Raw genomic sequence first — 20,284 nt, 5'->3', positions numbered from 1 at the left:
TAATCGGCTCGAAATAATTTTTATTAATCCAAACGTTCTAAGAGAAACTCATCCGCTTCACAAAATAGAGTTGCTATTTTCGAAAATATTGCATTTGATGTAACTATCTTCTGTAAAAATGCTTCACGTGAAACATTTCAGAAGAAAACCACAACGCCCTTCTAAATTTGCAAAATTTTCCATATCATCAAAAATATGTTGGTCCCCTTTTAGTTGGAAAGAAAGAGTCAGCCATTCTTGGAAAATTTAGTTTTATTCCGCTTACCAAGTGCAATTATTAAAGTTTTTCTGATTAAAATTTTTATGATGTGTTATCTATTATTTTTAGATTTTTTACTCTATTCAGACAATCTATTTTTTCAGCAAAATAACCGCACAACGATAATCCGTGTTGTGCGGCTATAAAAAAACGAGTATTAATCTTACGCTAAATCTTCTCCATTTGAAGCAATCACTTGTTTATACCAATCGAAGGATTTTTTCTTTGATCGATCCATTGTGCCATTGCCTTCATCATCAAAGTCCACGTAGATAAAGCCATAGCGTTTGCTCATTTCTCCGGTTGACGCGCTAACGAGGTCAATACATCCCCATGGTGTATATCCCATCAGGTCAACACCATCTTCAATCGCTTCACCCATTGCTTCGATATGACGACGTAAGTAATCAATGCGGTAATCGTCTTCGATTTTGCCATCTTCACTAATAGTATCGATAGCTCCTAAACCATTTTCCACGATAAATAATGGTTTCTGGTACCGATCATACAATTCATTCAACGCAATGCGCAGTCCTTCTGGATCGATTTGCCAGCCCCATTCACTTGCTTCCAAGAATGGATTGCGGACACCACCCAACAAGTTACCTTGTACTTCATCAGCTTCTTCTGTTGTGATATCCACTGCAGAAGACATGTAATAGCTAAATCCAATATAATCGACGGTATACTTAGCAATCAATGCTAAATCTTCTTCGGTAATATCAAGATCTTCCTTCTTGACCCCATGCTCTTTATACAAGCGATCAGTAAATGCTGGATATTTCCCACGTACTTGCACGTCGGCACAGTAGTAGTTGAAGGCTTGGTTATGGATCATTGTTGCTACTTGGTTGACTGGGTTTGCATCAATGCTATAGGTCGTTGCATAAATGATCATGCAACCAATTTGTAACTCAGGATTCAATTCATGCCCAATTTTGACTGCTTTACTGCTGGCAACAAATTGGTTGTGCCACGCTTGGATCACGTTTGTAAAGTCGCTAGCACCCGTACTGTTGACCATTCCTTGGCTCAATGCGGAGAAATGGAAAGCTGAATTGATTTCATTGAAAGTCATCCAGTATTTGACTTTACTATGGAAACGTTCCAAAACGACTTTTGCAAAACGCTCATAGAAATCGATTAATGCTCGATTTTTCCAGCCACCGTATTCTTTGGCTAAATGCAAGGGCATTTCATAGTGGGAGATCGTAACCACTGGCTCGATCCCGTATTTCAAACATTCATCAATCAACGCATCGTAAAATGCTAAACCAGCTTCGTTCGGTGTCGTTTCATCACCTTTTGGAAAAATACGTGTCCAAGCGATTGAAAAACGATAGCTCTTGAAGCCCATTTCCGCAAACAACGCAATGTCTTCTTTGAAACGGTCATAATGGTCGATCCCGCGATGATTTGGGTAGGTGTATTTGTCCTCATCGATCGTCCAATCAAACGTATCACTGCCTAAAATCGCTAAACGCTGTTTGCCGCCAGGCATTGCATCCGCCACTGACAAGCCTTTGCCATCGCGATCGAACGCCCCTTCTAATTGATTCGCTGCGGTCGCGCCGCCCCATAAGAAATTTTCTGGAAATTTTGCCATTTGCTCGTTCTCCTTTGCCTAATTTATTTTAACAAAGTCATATGTTTGCAAGTAACTGAAACAATAACTTTGCTGCTTAACATTCTAAGAAATACCCGAAAAAAATAAAAAACCTAAATAAGAGCCGCTACAAAGAGCGTTTTCTCATTTAGGTTTTGCCTGATCGAGTCAGTAACAATCCAACTTGGGTTTTTCTGTTTTTACTATAGCATTAAGCAGTCAGATTGTCATCATAAAATCGGTTTCTTTTAAACCGTTCATGTTATGGTCCACCTGTACTTCTCTCATAACAGAAAATTATTCCTATCGCTTTATAAACATTCGTAATGGTTGTATTAAAATCCATTAAATATGGATTTTAATACAATTTAACTTTCTTCTTAATTTAAAAATTTTAAAAATAAAATAACTATTTAGCTAAAAGTAAAAGACTTTTGGCAGCGATGTTGATTTCACCCACGATCTCTCCACGTGGCTCTATACCTGCTCCAAAATTATCTGCAACGATCCACCATTTCTCTTGCTTGAATTCTTCCCTATTTACCAAAATGTCTTTATTGCTGCTGTTCACCAAAACAGCTAATGATTGCCACGTATCATTGTAACCATTATTCGGAATAATATATGCAAGGAAATTTTCATTGTTACTCTCAATAAACTGAATACTTTCAGCTGTCCGAATCGTGGCATCTCTTAATGGAGGATAGAATTTACGGATCTGCCACATACCTTGATAAAATGACCGCAACTCATTAAAAGTTTGTGCGCGTTTCCAGTCTAGCTGATTAATTTCTATCGGTGAACGGAAAGAATTTTCGTCTCCTTGTTTGGTACGGCCAAACTCTTCGCCTGCTTGGGTCAATACTGCGCCTTGACTAGTAAACAAAATGGCTGCTGCTAGTTTGTTGCGGGCTAAAAGCTCAGGATCAAAATCATAATTTCTTTCCTTCGCTGAAGCCTGCATGGTTGCCACCAGTTTGTCCCATAAGGTCAAATTATCATGGACTGAAGCATAGGCGATCACTTGGCGGGGAGATTTTGCCCAGCGCTCGGCGCCTTCTTGTTCAGCAACTTTCGTATTTCCTTGAATCGCCGTTGCCAAATTTGCCGCATAAAAGGTTTGCTTGACTTGCGGTTGACCATTCATTCCTTGAATAAACGCTCCGTCTGTTTCTTCAAAGACATCACCTTTGATACTGTCTCTTAAATCATTGCTAAAAACCGCAACGCCTTCTGACAGTGCCCAGACATTACTTTTATTCGCTGGGATGTTTGGCTGGATGATACGATTGCTGCCGGCATCCCATGGTTCTCCGTATAGAATAACATGAGAGAAACCTTCCGAATCCAGACTTGCACGCAGTTGATTCATCGTCTCCACATCGATCAGTCCCATCAAATCAAAACGAAATCCATCAATTTTGTACTCCTTAGCCCAATAAAGGATTGAATCAATAATAAACTTGCGCATCATTTTACGTTCTGAGGCAATTTCATTGCCACAGGCAGAGCCATCAGCGAAATTTCCTTCTTCATCCTGACGGTAGTAATAGTTTGGCACAGTCTTATTAAACCAAGAAGATTCTGTGACTGCAGTGTGATTAAAAACGACATCCATTACTACACCAATAGATTCCTCATGGAGAGACTGAATCATTTGTTTGCATTCCCGAATGCGGGCTTTGGGATCCTTCGGGTCTGAAGAATACTTTCCTTCTGGAACGTTATAATTCTTAGGATCATATCCCCAGTTGTAGGCTGTAGACAGCTCGTCATTATCAAAATCAAAGATTGGCAACAGATGAACATAGTTAATCCCCTGTTCTTTCAAATAGGCGAGCCCTGTTGGCTGCCTTTCATCTCCTTCAAGATGCGTATTCTTTTCAGTAAACGCTAGATATTTTCCACGATTTTTTTCTGAGATGCCGCTAGTTTTAGAACTACTGAAATCTTCCACATGTAATTCCCAAATGTAAGCGTCTGTAATCGTATCTTGGCCAACACATTCTGTCTGCGACCATCCCTCAGGATCCGTTTCTTTTAAATCAACGATAGCCCCACGATCCCCATTGAGACCGACAGCTTTCGCATAAAGATCAACCACTTCAACCTTCTCTTGTCCTCGCTGGATTTCAAACGTATAGAACATTTCTTTGACTTCATCCGTAACTGTGACCTTCCAACAATTATTTTCTTGCTTCATTGGAACTGTCATCACACGATCCTTGTCTTTAACCTCTCCGCTTTGATAAATAATGACTGAAACTGCATCAGCCTCTGGCGTCCAGCATTTAAAGGTTATCGCATGCTCTTGAAAGGTTACGCCAAGGTCGTTTCCTTGGTAAGTATGCTCTTCCAAAAAACAGATTCGCTGATCGATTTGAGCTTTTTTATCTGAATAATTATCTGTTTGACCCATCAAGATTCCTCCATCACTTGTTTCTTTTTAGTCATAAAACACCTTACTTTTTGCTAATTCTACCTTCTCATATTTCTTGAAAATTGCCAACAATAAACCCATACTATTCGTTTACAAGAAAATGAATGAGCCAAGAATTTTTATAAAGCAAGAAGCCTATCAAGTAATGAAAAAAATCAAAAAACAGTTTATTGTTATTTTAAAAACCAGCTTCGATGACTGATTGTGGTAATATTTCTCGATAAATATACATAGGATCAATCAGTGTACGATAAAAATAGTCTTTAATATCTTGTAAAAATTCTTCTATTGCTTGCATATTCTCTCCCCGTACATAAGTAAGAACGAGACCAGAAAAGAAAATCAAACTTTCATTATGCAATTTTTCAATGTCTTCGCAATTTGCTTTTTGATATACTTCGGATTCAGCCATTGTCTCTATAAACAATGACAATGATTGATCTCTTAAATAGGAACCACACCCTATATCATTCAAAAATAACGCAAAAAATAAGTTCCTATTTTGGCTGGCAAACAAATAATAGTTAAGCCAAAACGTATACAATGGATCATCCTCTATCTCCTTTTTCAAAGAAAGCTCGTGAATCTCTGCCAAAACATCATCAATCATTGCCTGTTTATAATTTTGCATATTCGAAAATTGCAAATAGATCGGTTGTGTAGAAATCTTTGCATATTTCGCAATTTTTCTAACAGTGATGGGAGTATACAAATATTCTTCTAAATGACTGCGTAACCTATTGATTAAATATTTCTTTGTGATTGTTTGTTTTCTCATTATTAACTCCTTTCCTGATAAACACACACTCTCTTACTAACTTCTTTCGTAGCTGGACTGAGTATCGTGTGTTTTTTATCAAGCAACTTTTCCAACAGCAATTACCTAACACAACAACTATACGTTTGTCTAAAACCCTAACAACTTTTTATTAGTAATACTTTACCAAAAGAATCTAATATAAAATAATCAATATTTTCACCGTACGATGAATTTTAAGTAAGGAAAAATGACTGGAAGCAAAAAAAAATAGGAACAACCTGGAAGTTACTACGTCTTGAGACTGATTTCCACAAATCGACTTGCAAAACTATACTATGTTTTATATAGTATTATGTATAAGGTGGTGTAGTCATTGGATAGTCAATTGAAAAAAGGGATTATCGAATTCTGTGTGTTAGCTTTTTTACAAAGAGGAGACTCTTATGGATATGAAATCGTTAAAAATATTTCTCCTCTATTGCCAATCTCTGAATCAACTTTATACCCTATCTTGAAACGCTTAGAGGCAAATAAAAAAGTTTCGACTTATTCAAAAGAACATAATGGCCGGCTGAGAAAATATTATCAAATCACTGCTCATGGTCAAAATAGTATCCATGAATTTTTGACTATTGATTGGCCTCATTTAGAAAAAATTCATCATTATATTAAAGGAGACAATTGACATGGATCGCATAACATTTATTAAAAGTTTAGCAGCTGAATTAGCCTATAAGACCAAACCAAGTGAGATTCATCATCTTATTGATTATTATGATGAAATGATCCAAGATTTGATGGAAGAGGGACTCTCTGAAGTTGAAGCTGTAGCCAGATTAGGGACTCCTCAAAGTATTGCTCAAAGTGCTTTAGGTGCCGAAGAAATTGTCGTAAAAGTTCCTCGGCGTTTTCATCCATTCTTATTAGTGATAATTTTTCTAGGATTTCCTCTATGGGGAAGCTTACTGTTAACCGTTCTATTGTTGATGCTTAGTGGTTTGATAGTTATTTGGTGCCTTCCATTCAGTACAAGTGTTATTGGCATAACTTCACTGATTGGCGGCATTGCAAGTGTTGTTTTAAGCCCTTTACTACTATCTCAAGGTCTTCACTTTTCTATCACCCAGCTAGGTCTAGGCGTCACGATGTTCGGAATAGGGTTAGTATGTATGATTTTTACTTATATGCTTAGTAAACCCATCTTAGGTTGGACGCAACAGTTTATTCATTTGCCTAAAGCGATATACAAAAACTTTCAAAAGCAGGTGGTAAGATGATCAAAATAAATAAACGTTTGCTACTAATGATAGGCGGGGCATTCATTTTTCTAGGGCTATTCATTTGTTTTTTAGGGTATGCATCATCAGGTTTTTCTCCTGAAGCATACATCGTATCTGACCGTCCTTGGTACCAACTTTTCAATTTTTTACAGATTAAAATATGTTCAAAGCAATGATTTCACCGAGCAATGAAATTGTTGAACTATACTTTTCTTCCTATGCATACTATTATGTAAGTACATCCTGTATCCTATTTTATAGGGTAAACAAGAAACGCCATACCATCCTATGGTGTTTTTTGTTTGTTATTTAACAAATATATTTAGATAAAAAGCCACTTCTGAGTTCAACCTCAGAAGTGGCCCTTTGTATAAATTCTATTGAATTTCTTGTACCGTACCTATGGGAAATAATTTTCTAAATAATCGTCGTACAATTGGTCCGGCAATCAATAATTGTAACGGCAAAGCAACAACTACATTCTTACCAATATTAGATAACCATGTCATTAATAGTCCTTGATTTACATTCGGATGCATTACAGCACCAAAAAGTGACATAAAGAAAACCATGCCGGCAATCATCATTGATGAGATTAGACCAATCTTTTTCCAAGCTGGGGTATCTTTTTCAATAAAACGGAAAGCAAATGCTTTCGCAGGACCTGAGACAATAAACCAATCTAAAATAAACGCAATACATATAGCAAATGGCAGTTCATTCCAAGCCAATTGAAAAGCTATTGCAGTAATTCCCACCTCATACATTAAATTGTAGACACTCATGAAGTACACCATAAAAAAACACATAAATGTCGTATAGATCAAACTTTCTTTTTTGTTAATCGGCATTTAAAACTTCCTTTCTTTTTTACATACTTGATTATTCTAACAAAATAAAAATTTTGGTGTAAGAATTTTTTTGAAAAGTTTCAAATAAAATTCAGTTTTATTTTTCAAACATTTCTATTGACTCTTCAAAAAGAAGTCAGTACAATAGCTTTTAGATTAAATCGTACAGATAACAAGCAGTAATGCTTGTCGAGAGAGAGGCGGTTTCTATTTATTTAGAAACTGGCTCTTTTTTTATGAATTTTTTTAGAGGTGATAATATGGAGAAAAAAATAAAATTGTTAGGCGCTATTATAGCAACCGGTATTATGTCATTTGCTGGGGTATTGATCGAAACAGCTATGAATGTAACATTTCCGACTTTGATTAATCAATTCAATCTTTCTACTTCAAATGTGCAATGGGTTACAACAATCTATTTGCTGGTGATATCGATCATCGTACCAATTTCTACTTTTCTTTTGAAACAATTTCAAATTCGAACATTATTTTTGGCTGCCAACGGGTTGTTTTTAGCAGGATTACTGATTGATTTCCTCTCCCCTTCCTTTGCTATCCTATTACTTGGCCGTTTACTTCAAGGGGCAAGTACAGGAATTGCTTTACCGTTGATGTTTCATATCATCCTTACGTACTCTCCTTTGGAAAAAAGAGGAACTATGATTGGAATCGGAAATTTAACTACTTCAATTGCACCGGCGATTGGTCCTACTTACGGAGGTTTATTGACTTCTCTCTTGAACTGGAACTACATTTTCCTCTTCTTAATACCCGTCTTATTGGTCTCATTGGTTTTAGGTCTTTATTCAATACCTAAAATTGCAATTGAAAAAACTGGTCGTCTGGATTTGTGGAGTGTTTTGGGTATCACTTTTATGTTTAGTGGCTTTTTGCTTTTCTTAAACCAAATTGGTTCTCTTACGAGCATATTTCCATTAGCACTTGGCATTTTAGGTGTAGCTCTTTTCTATAAACGTTCCTTGCAATCTGAGCCTTTGATTCGCTTATCTGTATTCAAAAATCGTTCTTTCCGATTATTCTTATTCGGATTTCTTGTCTGCCAGTTTCTTTTACTTGGAATCTCATTTGTCTTGCCAAACTTTGTTCAAATAGTCCTTGGTCAGGACGCATTCACTGCTGGATTGGTTATGTTGCCTGGTGCGATTGTAGGTGCTGTTCTAGCTCCTCTTTCAGGCCGTATGTTGGATAGCATCGGACCTAAAAAACCGATTATGATTGGTCTTGTATTGATTACTTTTGGCTGGTTAGCGTTGGCCTTGCTATTGCACCTGACGTTTTTGTGGGCGTTTATTGCTGCCCATGTCTTTTATATGATCGGAATCGGTTGTTCGTATAGCAATATGATGACTATGGGGTTAAGTAAAATTGACCAACATTTGGCCGCCGATGGAAATGCCGTCTTCAACACACTGCAACAATTTTCTGGCGCTGTCGCAACAGCTTTAGTTGCGACAATGATCGACCTTGCTCAAAAAGTAAGTCCCGATTATATTTCCGGAACAATTTTAGGGTCACAAATCGCTTTATTCTTCCTATGGGTGCTAGTATTGCTAGTCGTATTTCTAACTTTGCGCTACTTTTATAAAGAACATGTACGCCAAACAAAATAACCCTTTAAGAAAAATAAAACAAAAAAATACGGCTCATGAATGGAATGATAGCTTCCTTTCATGAGCCTACTCTTTTTTATTTAGCGGACTTCAGCAGCCCCTACTCGATCATGCGCGTGTACACTGCCGGTTTTGTTGATTGTCAGCTGATTGATCTTTTCAGCGTTCGTAAGAACCGTAACAACATCTGTTTTCTTTCCAGCTTTGGTAACAGCTTCTAGATCCATCTCAGCAATCAATGTATCTACTGTGACAGCATCACCTTCCGACACTTTGACAGTGAATGGTGCGCCTTTTAATTCAACGGTATCTAATCCCATATGAACTAAAACCTCTGCCCCACCAGGAGTCAAAATTCCAATTGCATGTTTTGTTTCAAAAATACTTGAAACCGTCCCTGCAACAGGAGCATAGATTTTTCCGTTACTTGGACGAACTGCATAGCCATCACCCATCATTTTTTGTGAAAAAACAGGGTCTTCCACTTCACCGATTGCAATGATTTGACCATCTGCCGGTGCATAAAGCATTTCCTCAGTTACAGTAGTTGCTGCATTCGCAGAAGAAGTCATTGGGTCTACTGTTGTCGCTGTATCAGTAACACCTGTGTCTGCAAGAGCCAGTTCTGGTTCCAACTTATTTAAGACACTAACTTTTCTAAATATAAAAGTAAAGATGAACGTTACTACAATAGTCACACCCATCGAAAGGAAAACCATTGGGTAATCTTTAATTTGGAAAGATAAGAATCCTGGAAGTCCCCCGACACCAATACCTAGTGCTCTTGTATTTGTAGCAGTGATCAACATTCCGCCAAATGCAGAGCCAACCATAGCTGCAAGAAATGGATAGACATATTTCAAATTAATCCCGAACATAGCAGGTTCTGTTACACCCATATATGCAGAGATTGTTGCAGGTACGGATACTTGTTCTTCTTTTTTATTCCCACGATGAAGGAACCAAATAGCTAATACTGCTGTACCTTGGGCAATATTTGATAGCATAATCATTGGCCAAAGATTCGTTGTGCCATAATCTGCTACTAATTGTAAATCAATTGCTAGCGTAGTATGATGTAAGCCTGTGATAACGAGCGGCGCATAAAGACCACCAAAAATAAAACCAAATAACCAGTTTAATGATGATGTTAAACCAGCATTTACTACCCAGGAGATTCCTGAACCAATTTGCCAGCCGATCGGACCTAAAATCATATGAGCTGCTAAAATAGTTGGTAACAATGAAAATAGAGGAACAAAAATCATAGAGACTGCTTCTGGAATCCATTTTCTAAAGAATCTTTCCAAATAAACCAATAGGAACCCGGCTAACATAGCTGGGATAACTTGAGCTTGATAGCCAATTTTGTCAATTGTGAAAAAACCAAAATCCCATGTATAATTTTGAGCGATCTCCGCAGCACTGGTTGAACTTACAGAATAAGCATTTAATAATTGCGGTGATACTAAAGTAATCCCCAAAACGATCCCCAAAATTTGTGTAGCTCCCATTTTACGAGCAATACTCCAAGTAATACCTACAGGTAAAAAGTGAAAGATTGCTTCACAGGGTAACCATAAAAATCCATTGACCCCATTCCAAAAAGTAGAGGATTGCGTAATTGTTTGTCCACCTAAAGCCTCAAGAGGTACACCTTCTAGAAAATTTCTTAAACCCAACATTAAACCACCGACAATAATTGCTGGTAATAATGGCGTAAAAATTTCTGCTAATGTGCCAATGGCGCGTTGAACAATATTTTGGTTATTTTTTGCAATCGCTTTACTTTGTTCTTTAGAAACTCCTTCAATCCCAGATACCGCTGTAAAATCATTGTAAAACGTTGGAACATCATTTCCGATAATCACTTGAAACTGCCCAGCATTTGTAAACATCCCTTTAACACTTGGAATATCTTCAATGGCTTTCTCGTTTGCTTTCGACTGATCATTCAGTACAAATCGCATCCGCGTCGCACAGTGAGTCACAGCTGCAATATTTTCTTTACCGCCTACATACTCCAGCAATTTTTCAGCATCATCCCGATACTTCCCCATAATAATAAACCCCTTCCATTTAAACTTGTATATATATGTTTTTATTTCATGCTAATCATAACTTTATATTTACAATATTGCAAGCGTTTCATTCTATATTTTTTTCACTAAAGACATTTGTGAAAAATAATCATTCAGAACACGCTTTATTTTTGTTGGTACAAAAGGATTTTCATTCAAAAAGATAAACTTTGAGCAAATAAAAAAAACAAATCACTTTCATTTAACTTTACACAATAATTTAAAAAAACAGCCTTATTAAATTGAAAAAGCTTACAATATCGGTTATAATCATTTTGCCTGTATAGACAAGTAGAAAGGAGAGAATACTGTGAACAAAATTGAGATCACTAATGATCAATGGCTATTGGCCGACCACATGGGTGCTATATTCACGTTTACAGGGACCACCAATGAACGAATAGCAGCATTAAAGAAACAATTGGAAAAGAATCAAGAGGGAGGAATCCTTTCCGACTCATTCGTCTTTACTAACGAAGAAGGAACCTTTTCATTAGATCAATGGTTAACCGAAAAATTAAATCGAGCGTTTGTATGTGGAACTGAAGAAAGCTTTGAAGAGAAGCGTTTGGAGATTCCTTGGCAATTAGAATATTATGGCTATACTCCTGGCAAAGATGAGTACTCCGTTGAATCACTATTGACAGTAGGAAATGGCTTTATAGGGTTGCGTGGTACCACACCAGAAATGGAGATTTCCGATGCCAATTATCCTGGGCTTTATTTAGCAAGTCTCTATAATACGGCGGAGTCAGAGGTGTCTGATCGTACCATTACAAATGAGGACTTCGTCAATGCACCAAATCTGCAAAAAATTTATTTAGTCATTGACAACGAAAAAATCGATATCGCACAAAATACACTTTTATCTTTTAAGCGTCAATTAAATTTAAAAACTGGATTATTTACCTCCTTCGCTGAAATCGAAACACAAACTAAAAAGCAATTACGAATTGAAACACAAAAAATTGCTAATATGGAAAATAGTCATCACTACTCCATCCTTTACCGCTTTACTCCACTTAATTTTACCGGAGAAATCGACGTGATAAGTGAAGCAGATGGTTCGGTCTACAATTATAATGTCGCACGCTATCGAAGCTTGACAAACAAGCACTTGACCATTCAAACAACGGAGTATTTTAAGAGCAAAGCTCTGCTCATTGCCCGTACAAATCAGTCTGACATTACGGTTTGCCAAGCATCACAATTATTTTCTGATGACTTTTCTCTTGAAACATTAAAATCAGAAAAAACGGCAGAAAAAGTAATTCAAAAATTAACAATTTCTGCGGAGAAAAATAGAACTTATACTTTAGAAAAATCAGTTACTGTTGCTAAATATCAAATGGGAGAACAAACAACTACTAGCAAGCTGGCACTTCTTTCACTACCACGGTTTAAAGAAATGTATGCTGAATCCAAAGAAGCTTGGCGCAAACTATGGGAGAATGCAGCCATTACCATTGATGGGGATCTCATGTCACAAAAAATGCTGAATCTTCACACATACCATCTATTAGTGTCAGCAGCACCCAACGCCTATGAGCAATCTCTTGATGCTAGTATCACAGCCCGTGGTCTCCATGGCGAGGCTTACCGTGGTCATATTTTTTGGGATGAATTATTCATCATACCTTTTTATATTCTTCATTTTCCTAAAACCGCCAGAGAGATCTTACTTTACCGCTATCAGCGCTTAACGGCAGCCAAGAAAGCAGCCAAAGAAGCCGGATACCAAGGCGCAATGTTTCCATGGCAATCTGGTTTAGATGGAACAGAACAGTCACAAGAACTTCATTTGAATCCTATCAGTGGTGAGTGGAAAGAAGACCATAGCCGATTGCAACGTCACGTTTCTTTAGCGATTGCCTATAATGTATGGCAGTACTGGCATAACGTTCGTGACCGATCTTTTATGGAGCAATACGGTTTAGAATTAATTTTAGAAATTGCTCATTTTTGGCAGAGTGCTGCTACTTTGAATTCTGTCACAGGCCGTTACTCAATCGAAGGTGTCATGGGACCGGATGAATTTCATGAAAGCTATCCCAACAGTCAAAAAGGTGGGTTGAAAAATAATGCATATACCAATATGATGGTAGTGTGGTTGTTTGAAGAAGTGGAAAAATTACGCAACCAACTTTCACCAGAAATCTTTCAAAGTGTAGCAGCTAAAGTGCAGCTTTCAGAGGACAATTTCTCACAAATGACCGATATTCGTAAAAATTTAAGTTTAGAAATTAATCCCGAAGGAATTATTGCACAATTTGAAGGCTATTTTGATTTAAAAGACTTAGACTGGGATCATTATAGAGAAAAATATGGGAACATTTATCGTATGGATCGTATTTTAAATGCTGAAGGAAAAAGCGCCGATGCATACAAAGTTGCCAAACAAGCTGACAGCCTAATGATTTTTTACAATTTTTCAACAGCGCAAGTGCATCAAATCTTAGATGATCTTACTTACCGCTTACCCGAAGATTATGTAGAAAAAAACTTGCATTATTATTTGGCCAGAACTTCTCATGGCTCTACACTCTCTCGAGTTGTACATGCTCAATTGGCAGCAATGGTTGATCAGCAAGATCTCGCTTGGTCTTTATATCAAGAGGCTCTCTATTCAGATTACCGCGATATTCAAGGAGGAACCACCGCCGAAGGAATTCATGCGGGTGTAATGGCGGCAACTCTCTATATTCCGCTAACGACATTTGCGGGAATCGATTTTCGGGAAGATGTGATGCGTATTGATCCAAATCTGCCTAAGCAATGGCAAAATATTCAATTTAATATTCAAGTCAGAGGTATTAATTATCACTTTAATGTTACACATGAAACATTGACAGTTGTAGCTGACCAAAATACAACGATCATTCTTTCTGGCGCTACTCATGAATTAAAAGCCAATAAAGAACAATCTATCAACTATTAAAGGAGAGTAACATAATGAAAAAAGGGTTTGTTTTTGATTTAGATGGTGTGATTACAGACACAGCCAAATATCACTATATCGCATGGAAAGAACTAGCCGCTGAAATCGGTATTGAAATCGACTTAAAATTCAACGAACAACTAAAAGGGATTAGTCGTATGGATTCCTTAGAGCGTATTTTAACATTAGGAAATAAAAATGATGCTTATAGTTCAGAAGAAAAAGATGCTTTAGCAAGCAAAAAAAACACTCACTATGTTCAATTACTTCAAAGTCTGACTCCGGATGACCTTCTTCCGGGTGTCAAAACTTTTCTAGAAGAAGCAAAACACAAGGGGATTCCTTGTGCTATCGCATCGGCATCTAAAAATGCGCCATTTATTTTAGATAAATTGGGTGTCATGCAGGATTTTGATGTAATCGTTGACCCAGCCACACTTTCTAAAGGTAAACCAGATCCAGAAATCTTTATCCAAGCTGCAAAAGGGCTGAACATTAAACCTAGTGATGCAGTTGGTTTTGAAGATGCCCAAGCAGGTATTGATGGCATTAAGGCAGCTGGCATGTATGCAGTTGGTGTCTATTCTGGTGAAGAACTGCATGGAGCTGACACAATCGTCGAAAAACTGACGGATCTTTCAATTGATGAATTATTGGCCAAATAGCCGATTGCTTTTCAAAAATGCCCTCGCTATAATAGGCAAGAGGAGGCAATCCCATGAATAAATTCAAAGAGATATTTTTGGATCTTGAACAAAAGATACTGTCAAACGAATACCCGCCACACTCTCTTTTACCTAGTGAGAACCAATTAATCAAAATGTACAGTGTTTCTCGTGAAACGGTTCGAAAAGCCTTGAATCTTTTAAAAAATGCTGGCTACATTCAAAAAAAACAAGGAAAAGGTTCAATCGTTTTAGATCTGAATCGTTTTGACTTTCCTATTTCTGGTCTAACTAGTTTTAAAGAATTACAAGATACTCAACGTATTCCTAGTGAAACAAAAGTAGTTGAAATTCGTAAGATCGCCGTTTCACCAAAATTACATGGTATTACTGATTGGCCAGTTGCTTCTGAAGCTTGGAAATTGGTACGTCAAAGAAAGATTGATGGTGAAGTTGTCATTCTAGATAAAGATTATTTAGATGCTTCGATTATTGAAGAATTGCCTGAACGTCGAGCACAAGACTCGATCTATGATTACTTTGAAAATGATCTTGGACTTGAAATTGCCTATGCACAAAAAGAAATTACCGTGGATCCAGTCAATAAAGAATTAAGAGATTTAATGGACCTTCATCCTGATGATCAACATGTTGTTACTGTACGTAGTTTGGTTTATCTTGAAGACACACGCTGTTTTGAATACACTGAATCGATACATCGCTTAGATAAGTTTCGATTTGTAGACTTTGCGCGCAGAAGAAAAATCTAACCTCTCTTAAGTACTAGGCGGCTTTGATTAATTTTAATCCTGCTAACGAGGGCTAAACTATTTGATAAAAAAGAACCTTGGCTTTAAAAGCCAAGGTTCTTTTTTATGCTATTTAGCGTAATCAGTTGCTCGCGTTTCACGAATAACCGTTACTTTAATATGTCCTGGATAATCAAGATCATCTTCAATTTTTTTACGGATATCACGTACTAGACGAACCGCATCTAAATCGGAAATCTCTTCTGGCTTAACCATAACTCGTACTTCTCGACCTGCTTGTACAGCAAAACTTGAATCTACACCTTTGAAGCCATTCGCAATATTTTCTAAGTTTTGTAAACGACGGATATAGTTTTCCAACGATTCGCTACGTGCACCTGGTCTAGCAGCGGATAAAGCATCTGCTGCAGCTACCAGCACAGAGATAACTGAAGTAGCTTCTACGTCTCCATGGTGGGATGCAATTGCGTTAATGACTACAGGATTTTCTTTATATTTGGCAGCAAGTTCAGCACCAATCTCAACGTGTGAGCCTTCAATTTCATGATCAAGTGCTTTTCCAATATCATGCAGCAGTCCAGCACGTTTTGCTAACTGAATGTCTTCACCTAATTCAGCAGCTAGAACACCCGAAAGTTTTGCCACTTCAATTGAGTGATTCAATACGTTTTGTCCATAACTGGTTCTAAAGCGTAAACGTCCCAATATCTTGATCAAATCAGGATGTAGGGTATGTGCACCGACTTCAAAGGCTGCTTGTTCCCCATATTCACGGATGTGTTCATCCATTTCTTTGCGGGATTTCTCAACCATCTCTTCAATACGTGCAGGATGGATCCGTCCATCTTGGATCAGTTTCTCTAATGTCATTCGTGCAATCTCTCGACGGATTGGATCGAATCCTGATAGTACAACTGCTTCTGGTGTGTCATCGATAATCAGATCAATACCGGTCAATGTTTCCAATGTCCGAATATTGCGTCCTTCTCGTCCAATGATTCGACCTTTCATCTCGTCATTTGGTAATGATACGACAGATACTGTTGTTTCTGATACTTGATCTGCAGCACAACGTTGAATTGCTAGTGACAATAAGTTTTTCGCTTTACGATCTGCTTCTTCTTTTGCACGTTGCTCTGATTCTTTTACCATAATCGTTAATTCATGATTCAACTCTTCTTCCGTTGATTTCATGATCAACTCTTTGGCTTCCTCTCTAGACAAAGCCGCAATACGCTCTAATTCTTGCTGTTGCCCATCGATTAGTTTTTCTACTTCTTTTTCTCGCTCGTCAATTAATTGTTGTTTCTCACTAAGTCTGTTTTCTTTTTCTTCCAGTGAGTGCTCTCGTTTTTCCAAAGAATCATCTTTGCGATCAAGTACTTGTTCTCTTTGGAGCAAGCGATTTTCTTGTGATTTTAAATCAAGTTTGCTTTCTTTCAACTCACTTTCAATCTCTGACCGATAACGCTGATTTTCTTCCTTAGCTTCTAACAATGCTTCTTTTTTTAGAGTTTCTGCTTCTTTTTTAGCGCTTTCGATAATTCCAGTTGCAGAATTTTGCGCGCCATTGATCTCTTTTTCGTGACGAGATTTGGTCACAAAAACTCCTAATCCAAGACCGACAATTAAACCGATGATAGCGAGGAGAATGTAAAGTAGTTCCAATGAATCCACCTCCATACTATCTTTTACAATATTTTGTAGTTTTGATAAACAAATTAAAATAAATTATCAAGTTGCCTACTGCTATGTGGAAACCCACATAAGTTTATTCTAATGTTTGTACACAAGAGTGTCAACTTTAAATCCTATGTATATCACCTCCTGTAGGTTTCATTTTAACGTGCAGTTTTTATGAGCAGATCTGTTATTACTGTACAAAAAAAGCCAAACACTTGAATGTTTGGCTTCTTCTTTATCGTTAAACGATCTTATTCGTCTAATGGTAGTTCTTCTTGCGCATCTTCTGTTTCAATGACCGTTTCTCCGGTACCAATGCCGTACGCATCGCGAACACGAGCAGAAACTTCCATCATCATTTCTTGATGTTCACGCATATAGTTTTTCGCGTTTTCCCGCCCCTGACCAATGCGATCTCCTTTATAAGCATACCAAGCACCGCTCTTATCAACAATGTCTTGCTCTACTGCCATATCAAGCAACTCTCCCTCTTGAGAGATTCCTTGTCCATACATCATGTCTACTTCAGCAACTTTAAAAGGTGGCGCTACTTTATTTTTGACAACTTTGATTTTTGTCCGGTTTCCGATAATGTCTGTCCCGGATTTTAATTGTTCTGCACGTCGTACCTCTAATCGAATCGTCGAATAGAATTTAAGCGCACGTCCACCAGGAGTTGTTTCAGGATTACCGAACATGATCCCAACTTTTTCACGAATTTGATTGATAAAAATCGCAATTGTTTTGGTCTTATTGATTGATCCAGATAATTTACGCAATGCTTGAGACATCAACCGGGCTTGAAGACCAACGTGGGTATCACCCATCTCACCATCGATCTCAGCTCTTGGTACCAAAGCGGCAACCGAGTCGATAACAACAATATCGACAGCTCCACTTGATACTAAAGCATCAGCGATCTCAAGACCTTGCTCACCTGTATCGGGCTGAGATAGCAGCAAATCATCGATATTTACACCCAATTTTTGTGCATATTGAGGATCTAATGCATGTTCTGCATCAATAAAGGCTGCTGTTCCGCCACCTTTTTGAACTTCAGCGATTGCGTGTAAAGCAACTGTCGTTTTACCAGAACTTTCTGGTCCATATACTTCAACAATACGTCCACGTGGATAACCACCCACACCTAAAGCAACATCCAAAGCCAATGAACCACTTGGAATCGTCGAAATTTGTTGATCGACTTTCTCACCAAGTTTCATAATGGCACCTTTACCATAGTTCTTTTCAATCTTTTTCAGTGCAGCATCTAAAGCTGCTTTACGATCATCTGCCAAACGGATAATCCCCCTTATTTTCTTCACTTTCGTGTGTCAATTACTATGTTAATAATAGTCCTTCTTTTAAAAAAATGCAAGAAAAAACGAACAAACATTCGCATTATCTTAACAATTCCTTACGTAATAGATCTAATCCTGCCATTACTGCACTATGACGAACGTATGCACGATCTCTGGAAAAATGATAGCACTTGCTTTTCACACCTTCATTGGTTGCTAAAGCAATCCAGACCGTTCCTGGGCGTTGATTCTCAAGCTCATCTGGTCCAGCTACCCCGGTAAAAGAAAGGGCATAATCCGCTTTTTCTTTGGCTTGGGCAGCAAGCGCCATCGCTTCTGCACATTCCTTGCTGACAGTTCCATAAGCTGTTAGCAAGTCTTCATTGATTCCTAGCATCTTACTTTTTGTCTCTTTAGCATAAGTCACATAACCACCAGAAAATACACGGGACACGCCTGAGATGTCTCCCAGCGTCGCTTGAAAGAGTCCCGCTGTCAAACTCTCCGCAGCCGTCACAGTTTTTTTCTTTTCTTTCAGCATATCAACAACTACTTCAGCTAATGATGTATGCTCTCCATATCCATAAAAATATTCGCCCACTCTTGCTTGGATTTGTTGTTCTAATTCATCTAGTTTGGCTTGTCCTGCCGATTCATCCGTAGTTTTCACCGTCAAACGCAAGGTTACTTCATTGGGTTTAGCGTACGGTGCGACCGTTGGGTTCTTCTGAGAATCAATTAGATCGGCAAGTTCAGTTACTAGTGCGGATTCTCCAATTCCATAAAATCGCAATACTCGAGAAATCAACTGTTCTTCTGATGAAAACTCTGTCTGCAAAATTGGACGGGCTTGTTGGATAAACATAGGTTTCAGTTCACTTGGTGGTCCAGGCAACAGGAGATATGCCGCTGTAGCTGTTCGGTAGAAGATACCGATTGCTAACCCAGTTGCATTAGGTAACGCTGTACCATCTTTGAATACCAACGTCTGTCTCAAATTATTTTCTGTCATAAAACGCTGACCATTTTTGAAAAAGGTCAGCATTTGCTCATACCCTGCTTCGTCACGAACGAGCTCTTGACCGACATGCTGTGCAACGATTTGTTTGGTTAAATCATCTTCTGTAGGTCCGAGACCGCCGCAAAATACGATCAAGTCACTGCGATTCTCGGCAAGTGTTACTAGCTCTTCCAAACGCTTTGGATTGTCCCCTACAACACTATGATAGTAAACTTCGATTCCTAAACTAGCTAATTCTTCTGATAAGAAAGTTGCATTGGTATTCACCACCTGTCCCAAAAGCAATTCGGTCCCTACTGCAATAATCTCTGCCTTCATTTCATTACTCCTTCATTATCAACTACGTTGTAATTGATTTTTTTTACAAAAAAAGTTCAGAATTCCTCTGAACTTTTAGAAATTACATTGAACCTTTAAAAACACTGGCATTTTTAATGAAATAATCGATTCCAGAATAAATTGTAAAGATCAAACATACATACAACATGATTTGATCCAATGGAATGCCTATGAGTGAAAAAGGAAGATTGTTAATAAATAAGAAAATAATGGCAACCATTTGTGTTGCTGTTTTGATTTTACCAGGCCAAGCAGCAGCAAGAACTTCACCATGATGCTCTACTAACAAGAGCCTTAAACCGGTGACTGCTAACTCTCGACAAATGATGATAGAGACTACCCAAGCTGGAGCCTTATCCAATTCGACTAACATAATAAATGCAGTCATTACCAGCATTTTGTCCGCTAAGGGATCGGCAAATTTCCCAAAATTGGTAACCAATCCTCTGGAACGAGCAATCTTACCATCCAGCCAATCCGTAATGCTTGCAACAGCAAATAGAATGGCTGCTATCAGATGTGTTGTGAGTAAATCGACGCCTCCAACGTCCAATGTTCCTAAATCGAATGGCAACGCCAAAACTAAAATAAATATAGGAATCATTATGATGCGTAATACAGTTAATTGATTAGGTAAATTCAAAAAATTTGCTCCTCTC

General features: G+C 37.9%; 15 protein-coding genes. 6 read left to right on the top strand and 9 right to left on the bottom strand.

Features of this window, described 5'->3' with window-relative positions:
- Positions 1-422: 422 nt before the first annotated feature.
- From IGJ45_RS00255 to IGJ45_RS00245, 3 genes are all read right to left on the bottom strand, one after another.
- Complete coding sequence (locus tag IGJ45_RS00255; RefSeq protein WP_103300709.1) at positions 423-1,865, bottom strand: glycoside hydrolase family 1 protein; 1,443 nt, start codon at positions 1,863-1,865, stop codon at positions 423-425.
- A 409-nt stretch (positions 1,866-2,274) separates the two neighbouring features.
- The gene (gene pulA, locus IGJ45_RS00250) at positions 2,275-4,284 is read right to left on the bottom strand and encodes a type I pullulanase (RefSeq protein ID WP_113848995.1); all 2,010 of its coding nucleotides are present in this window, start codon (positions 4,282-4,284) and stop codon (positions 2,275-2,277) included.
- Between the two features lie 199 nt (positions 4,285-4,483).
- Entirely contained in the window at positions 4,484-5,083 is a 600-nt protein-coding gene (locus tag IGJ45_RS00245; protein ID WP_003128997.1) for a TetR/AcrR family transcriptional regulator, read from the bottom strand.
- Between the two features lie 355 nt (positions 5,084-5,438).
- Here IGJ45_RS00245 and IGJ45_RS00240 point away from each other — a divergent pair, with 355 nt between their 5' ends.
- Positions 5,439-5,750, top strand: a complete 312-nt coding sequence (locus IGJ45_RS00240) for a PadR family transcriptional regulator (protein ID WP_003128996.1) — start codon at positions 5,439-5,441, stop codon at positions 5,748-5,750.
- Position 5,751: 1 nt separating this feature from the next.
- Positions 5,752-6,342 (top strand): DUF1700 domain-containing protein, encoded by a 591-nt coding sequence (locus IGJ45_RS00235; protein WP_113848996.1) that lies wholly within the window; start codon positions 5,752-5,754, stop codon positions 6,340-6,342.
- A gap of 380 nt (positions 6,343-6,722) precedes the next feature.
- Here IGJ45_RS00235 and IGJ45_RS00230 read toward each other — a convergent pair whose 3' ends face one another.
- Complete coding sequence (locus tag IGJ45_RS00230; RefSeq protein WP_005473035.1) at positions 6,723-7,196, bottom strand: DUF2798 domain-containing protein; 474 nt, start codon at positions 7,194-7,196, stop codon at positions 6,723-6,725.
- 260 nt (positions 7,197-7,456) lie between these two features.
- Here IGJ45_RS00230 and IGJ45_RS00225 point away from each other — a divergent pair, with 260 nt between their 5' ends.
- Positions 7,457-8,827, top strand: a complete 1,371-nt coding sequence (locus IGJ45_RS00225) for an MFS transporter (protein ID WP_279282609.1) — start codon at positions 7,457-7,459, stop codon at positions 8,825-8,827.
- A gap of 80 nt (positions 8,828-8,907) precedes the next feature.
- Here IGJ45_RS00225 and treP read toward each other — a convergent pair whose 3' ends face one another.
- A complete protein-coding gene (treP, locus tag IGJ45_RS00220) occupies positions 8,908-10,887 on the bottom strand; it encodes a PTS system trehalose-specific EIIBC component (protein ID WP_438768647.1) in 1,980 nt (659 codons plus the stop codon).
- 331 nt (positions 10,888-11,218) lie between these two features.
- On the opposite strand from treP, the gene IGJ45_RS00215 reads away from it, so the two are divergent.
- Genes IGJ45_RS00215 through treR form a run of 3 tightly spaced genes read left to right on the top strand, consistent with a single transcriptional unit; the run spans position 11,219 to position 15,281 of the window.
- Complete coding sequence (locus IGJ45_RS00215; protein ID WP_113848998.1) at positions 11,219-13,846, top strand: glycoside hydrolase family 65 protein; 2,628 nt, start codon at positions 11,219-11,221, stop codon at positions 13,844-13,846.
- A 14-nt stretch (positions 13,847-13,860) separates the two neighbouring features.
- The gene (gene pgmB / locus IGJ45_RS00210) at positions 13,861-14,511 is read left to right on the top strand and encodes a beta-phosphoglucomutase (protein ID WP_003128987.1); all 651 of its coding nucleotides are present in this window, start codon (positions 13,861-13,863) and stop codon (positions 14,509-14,511) included.
- A 53-nt stretch (positions 14,512-14,564) separates the two neighbouring features.
- Positions 14,565-15,281 carry a trehalose operon repressor gene (gene treR, locus IGJ45_RS00205; RefSeq protein WP_003128986.1) on the top strand — a complete coding sequence of 239 codons (717 nt, stop codon included), beginning with the start codon at positions 14,565-14,567 and terminating at the stop codon, positions 15,279-15,281.
- Positions 15,282-15,389: 108 nt separating this feature from the next.
- Here the strand turns inward: treR and rny are convergent, their stop codons facing one another.
- From rny to pgsA, 4 genes are all read right to left on the bottom strand, one after another.
- Entirely contained in the window at positions 15,390-16,964 is a 1,575-nt protein-coding gene (gene rny / locus IGJ45_RS00200; RefSeq protein ID WP_029487351.1) for a ribonuclease Y, read from the bottom strand.
- Between the two features lie 251 nt (positions 16,965-17,215).
- The gene (gene recA / locus IGJ45_RS00195; RefSeq protein ID WP_003128984.1) at positions 17,216-18,262 is read right to left on the bottom strand and encodes a recombinase RecA; all 1,047 of its coding nucleotides are present in this window, start codon (positions 18,260-18,262) and stop codon (positions 17,216-17,218) included.
- A 103-nt stretch (positions 18,263-18,365) separates the two neighbouring features.
- The gene (locus tag IGJ45_RS00190; RefSeq protein WP_003128983.1) at positions 18,366-19,604 is read right to left on the bottom strand and encodes a competence/damage-inducible protein A; all 1,239 of its coding nucleotides are present in this window, start codon (positions 19,602-19,604) and stop codon (positions 18,366-18,368) included.
- A gap of 82 nt (positions 19,605-19,686) precedes the next feature.
- Positions 19,687-20,268, bottom strand: coding sequence for a CDP-diacylglycerol--glycerol-3-phosphate 3-phosphatidyltransferase (gene pgsA, locus IGJ45_RS00185; RefSeq protein ID WP_409531396.1), 582 nt, complete (start codon positions 20,266-20,268; stop codon positions 19,687-19,689).
- Between the last annotated feature and the right edge of the window lie 16 nt (positions 20,269-20,284).

Source organism: Enterococcus sp. DIV0574 (assembly GCF_051711125.1).
Classification (GTDB): domain Bacteria; phylum Bacillota; class Bacilli; order Lactobacillales; family Enterococcaceae; genus Enterococcus_D; species Enterococcus_D gallinarum.
The sequence above is the reverse complement of the archived record's forward strand: the minus strand, read 5'-3'. Positions and strand labels throughout refer to the sequence as shown.

Excerpts from the sequence above, each read along its gene's own strand:
- IGJ45_RS00255 (WP_103300709.1), bottom strand. The coding sequence starts at position 1,865 with ATGGCAAAATTTCCAGAAAATTTCTTATGGGGCGGCGCGACCGCAGCG.
- pulA (WP_113848995.1), bottom strand. The coding sequence starts at position 4,284 with ATGGGTCAAACAGATAATTATTCAGATAAAAAAGCTCAAATCGATCAG.
- IGJ45_RS00245 (WP_003128997.1), bottom strand. The coding sequence starts at position 5,083 with ATGAGAAAACAAACAATCACAAAGAAATATTTAATCAATAGGTTACGC.
- IGJ45_RS00235 (WP_113848996.1), top strand. The coding sequence starts at position 5,752 with ATGGATCGCATAACATTTATTAAAAGTTTAGCAGCTGAATTAGCCTAT.
- IGJ45_RS00230 (WP_005473035.1), bottom strand. The coding sequence starts at position 7,196 with ATGCCGATTAACAAAAAAGAAAGTTTGATCTATACGACATTTATGTGT.
- IGJ45_RS00225 (WP_279282609.1), top strand. The coding sequence starts at position 7,457 with ATGGAGAAAAAAATAAAATTGTTAGGCGCTATTATAGCAACCGGTATT.
- treP (WP_438768647.1), bottom strand. The coding sequence starts at position 10,887 with ATGGGGAAGTATCGGGATGATGCTGAAAAATTGCTGGAGTATGTAGGC.
- pgmB (WP_003128987.1), top strand. The coding sequence starts at position 13,861 with ATGAAAAAAGGGTTTGTTTTTGATTTAGATGGTGTGATTACAGACACA.
- treR (WP_003128986.1), top strand. The coding sequence starts at position 14,565 with ATGAATAAATTCAAAGAGATATTTTTGGATCTTGAACAAAAGATACTG.
- rny (WP_029487351.1), bottom strand. The coding sequence starts at position 16,964 with ATGGAGGTGGATTCATTGGAACTACTTTACATTCTCCTCGCTATCATC.
- IGJ45_RS00190 (WP_003128983.1), bottom strand. The coding sequence starts at position 19,604 with ATGAAGGCAGAGATTATTGCAGTAGGGACCGAATTGCTTTTGGGACAG.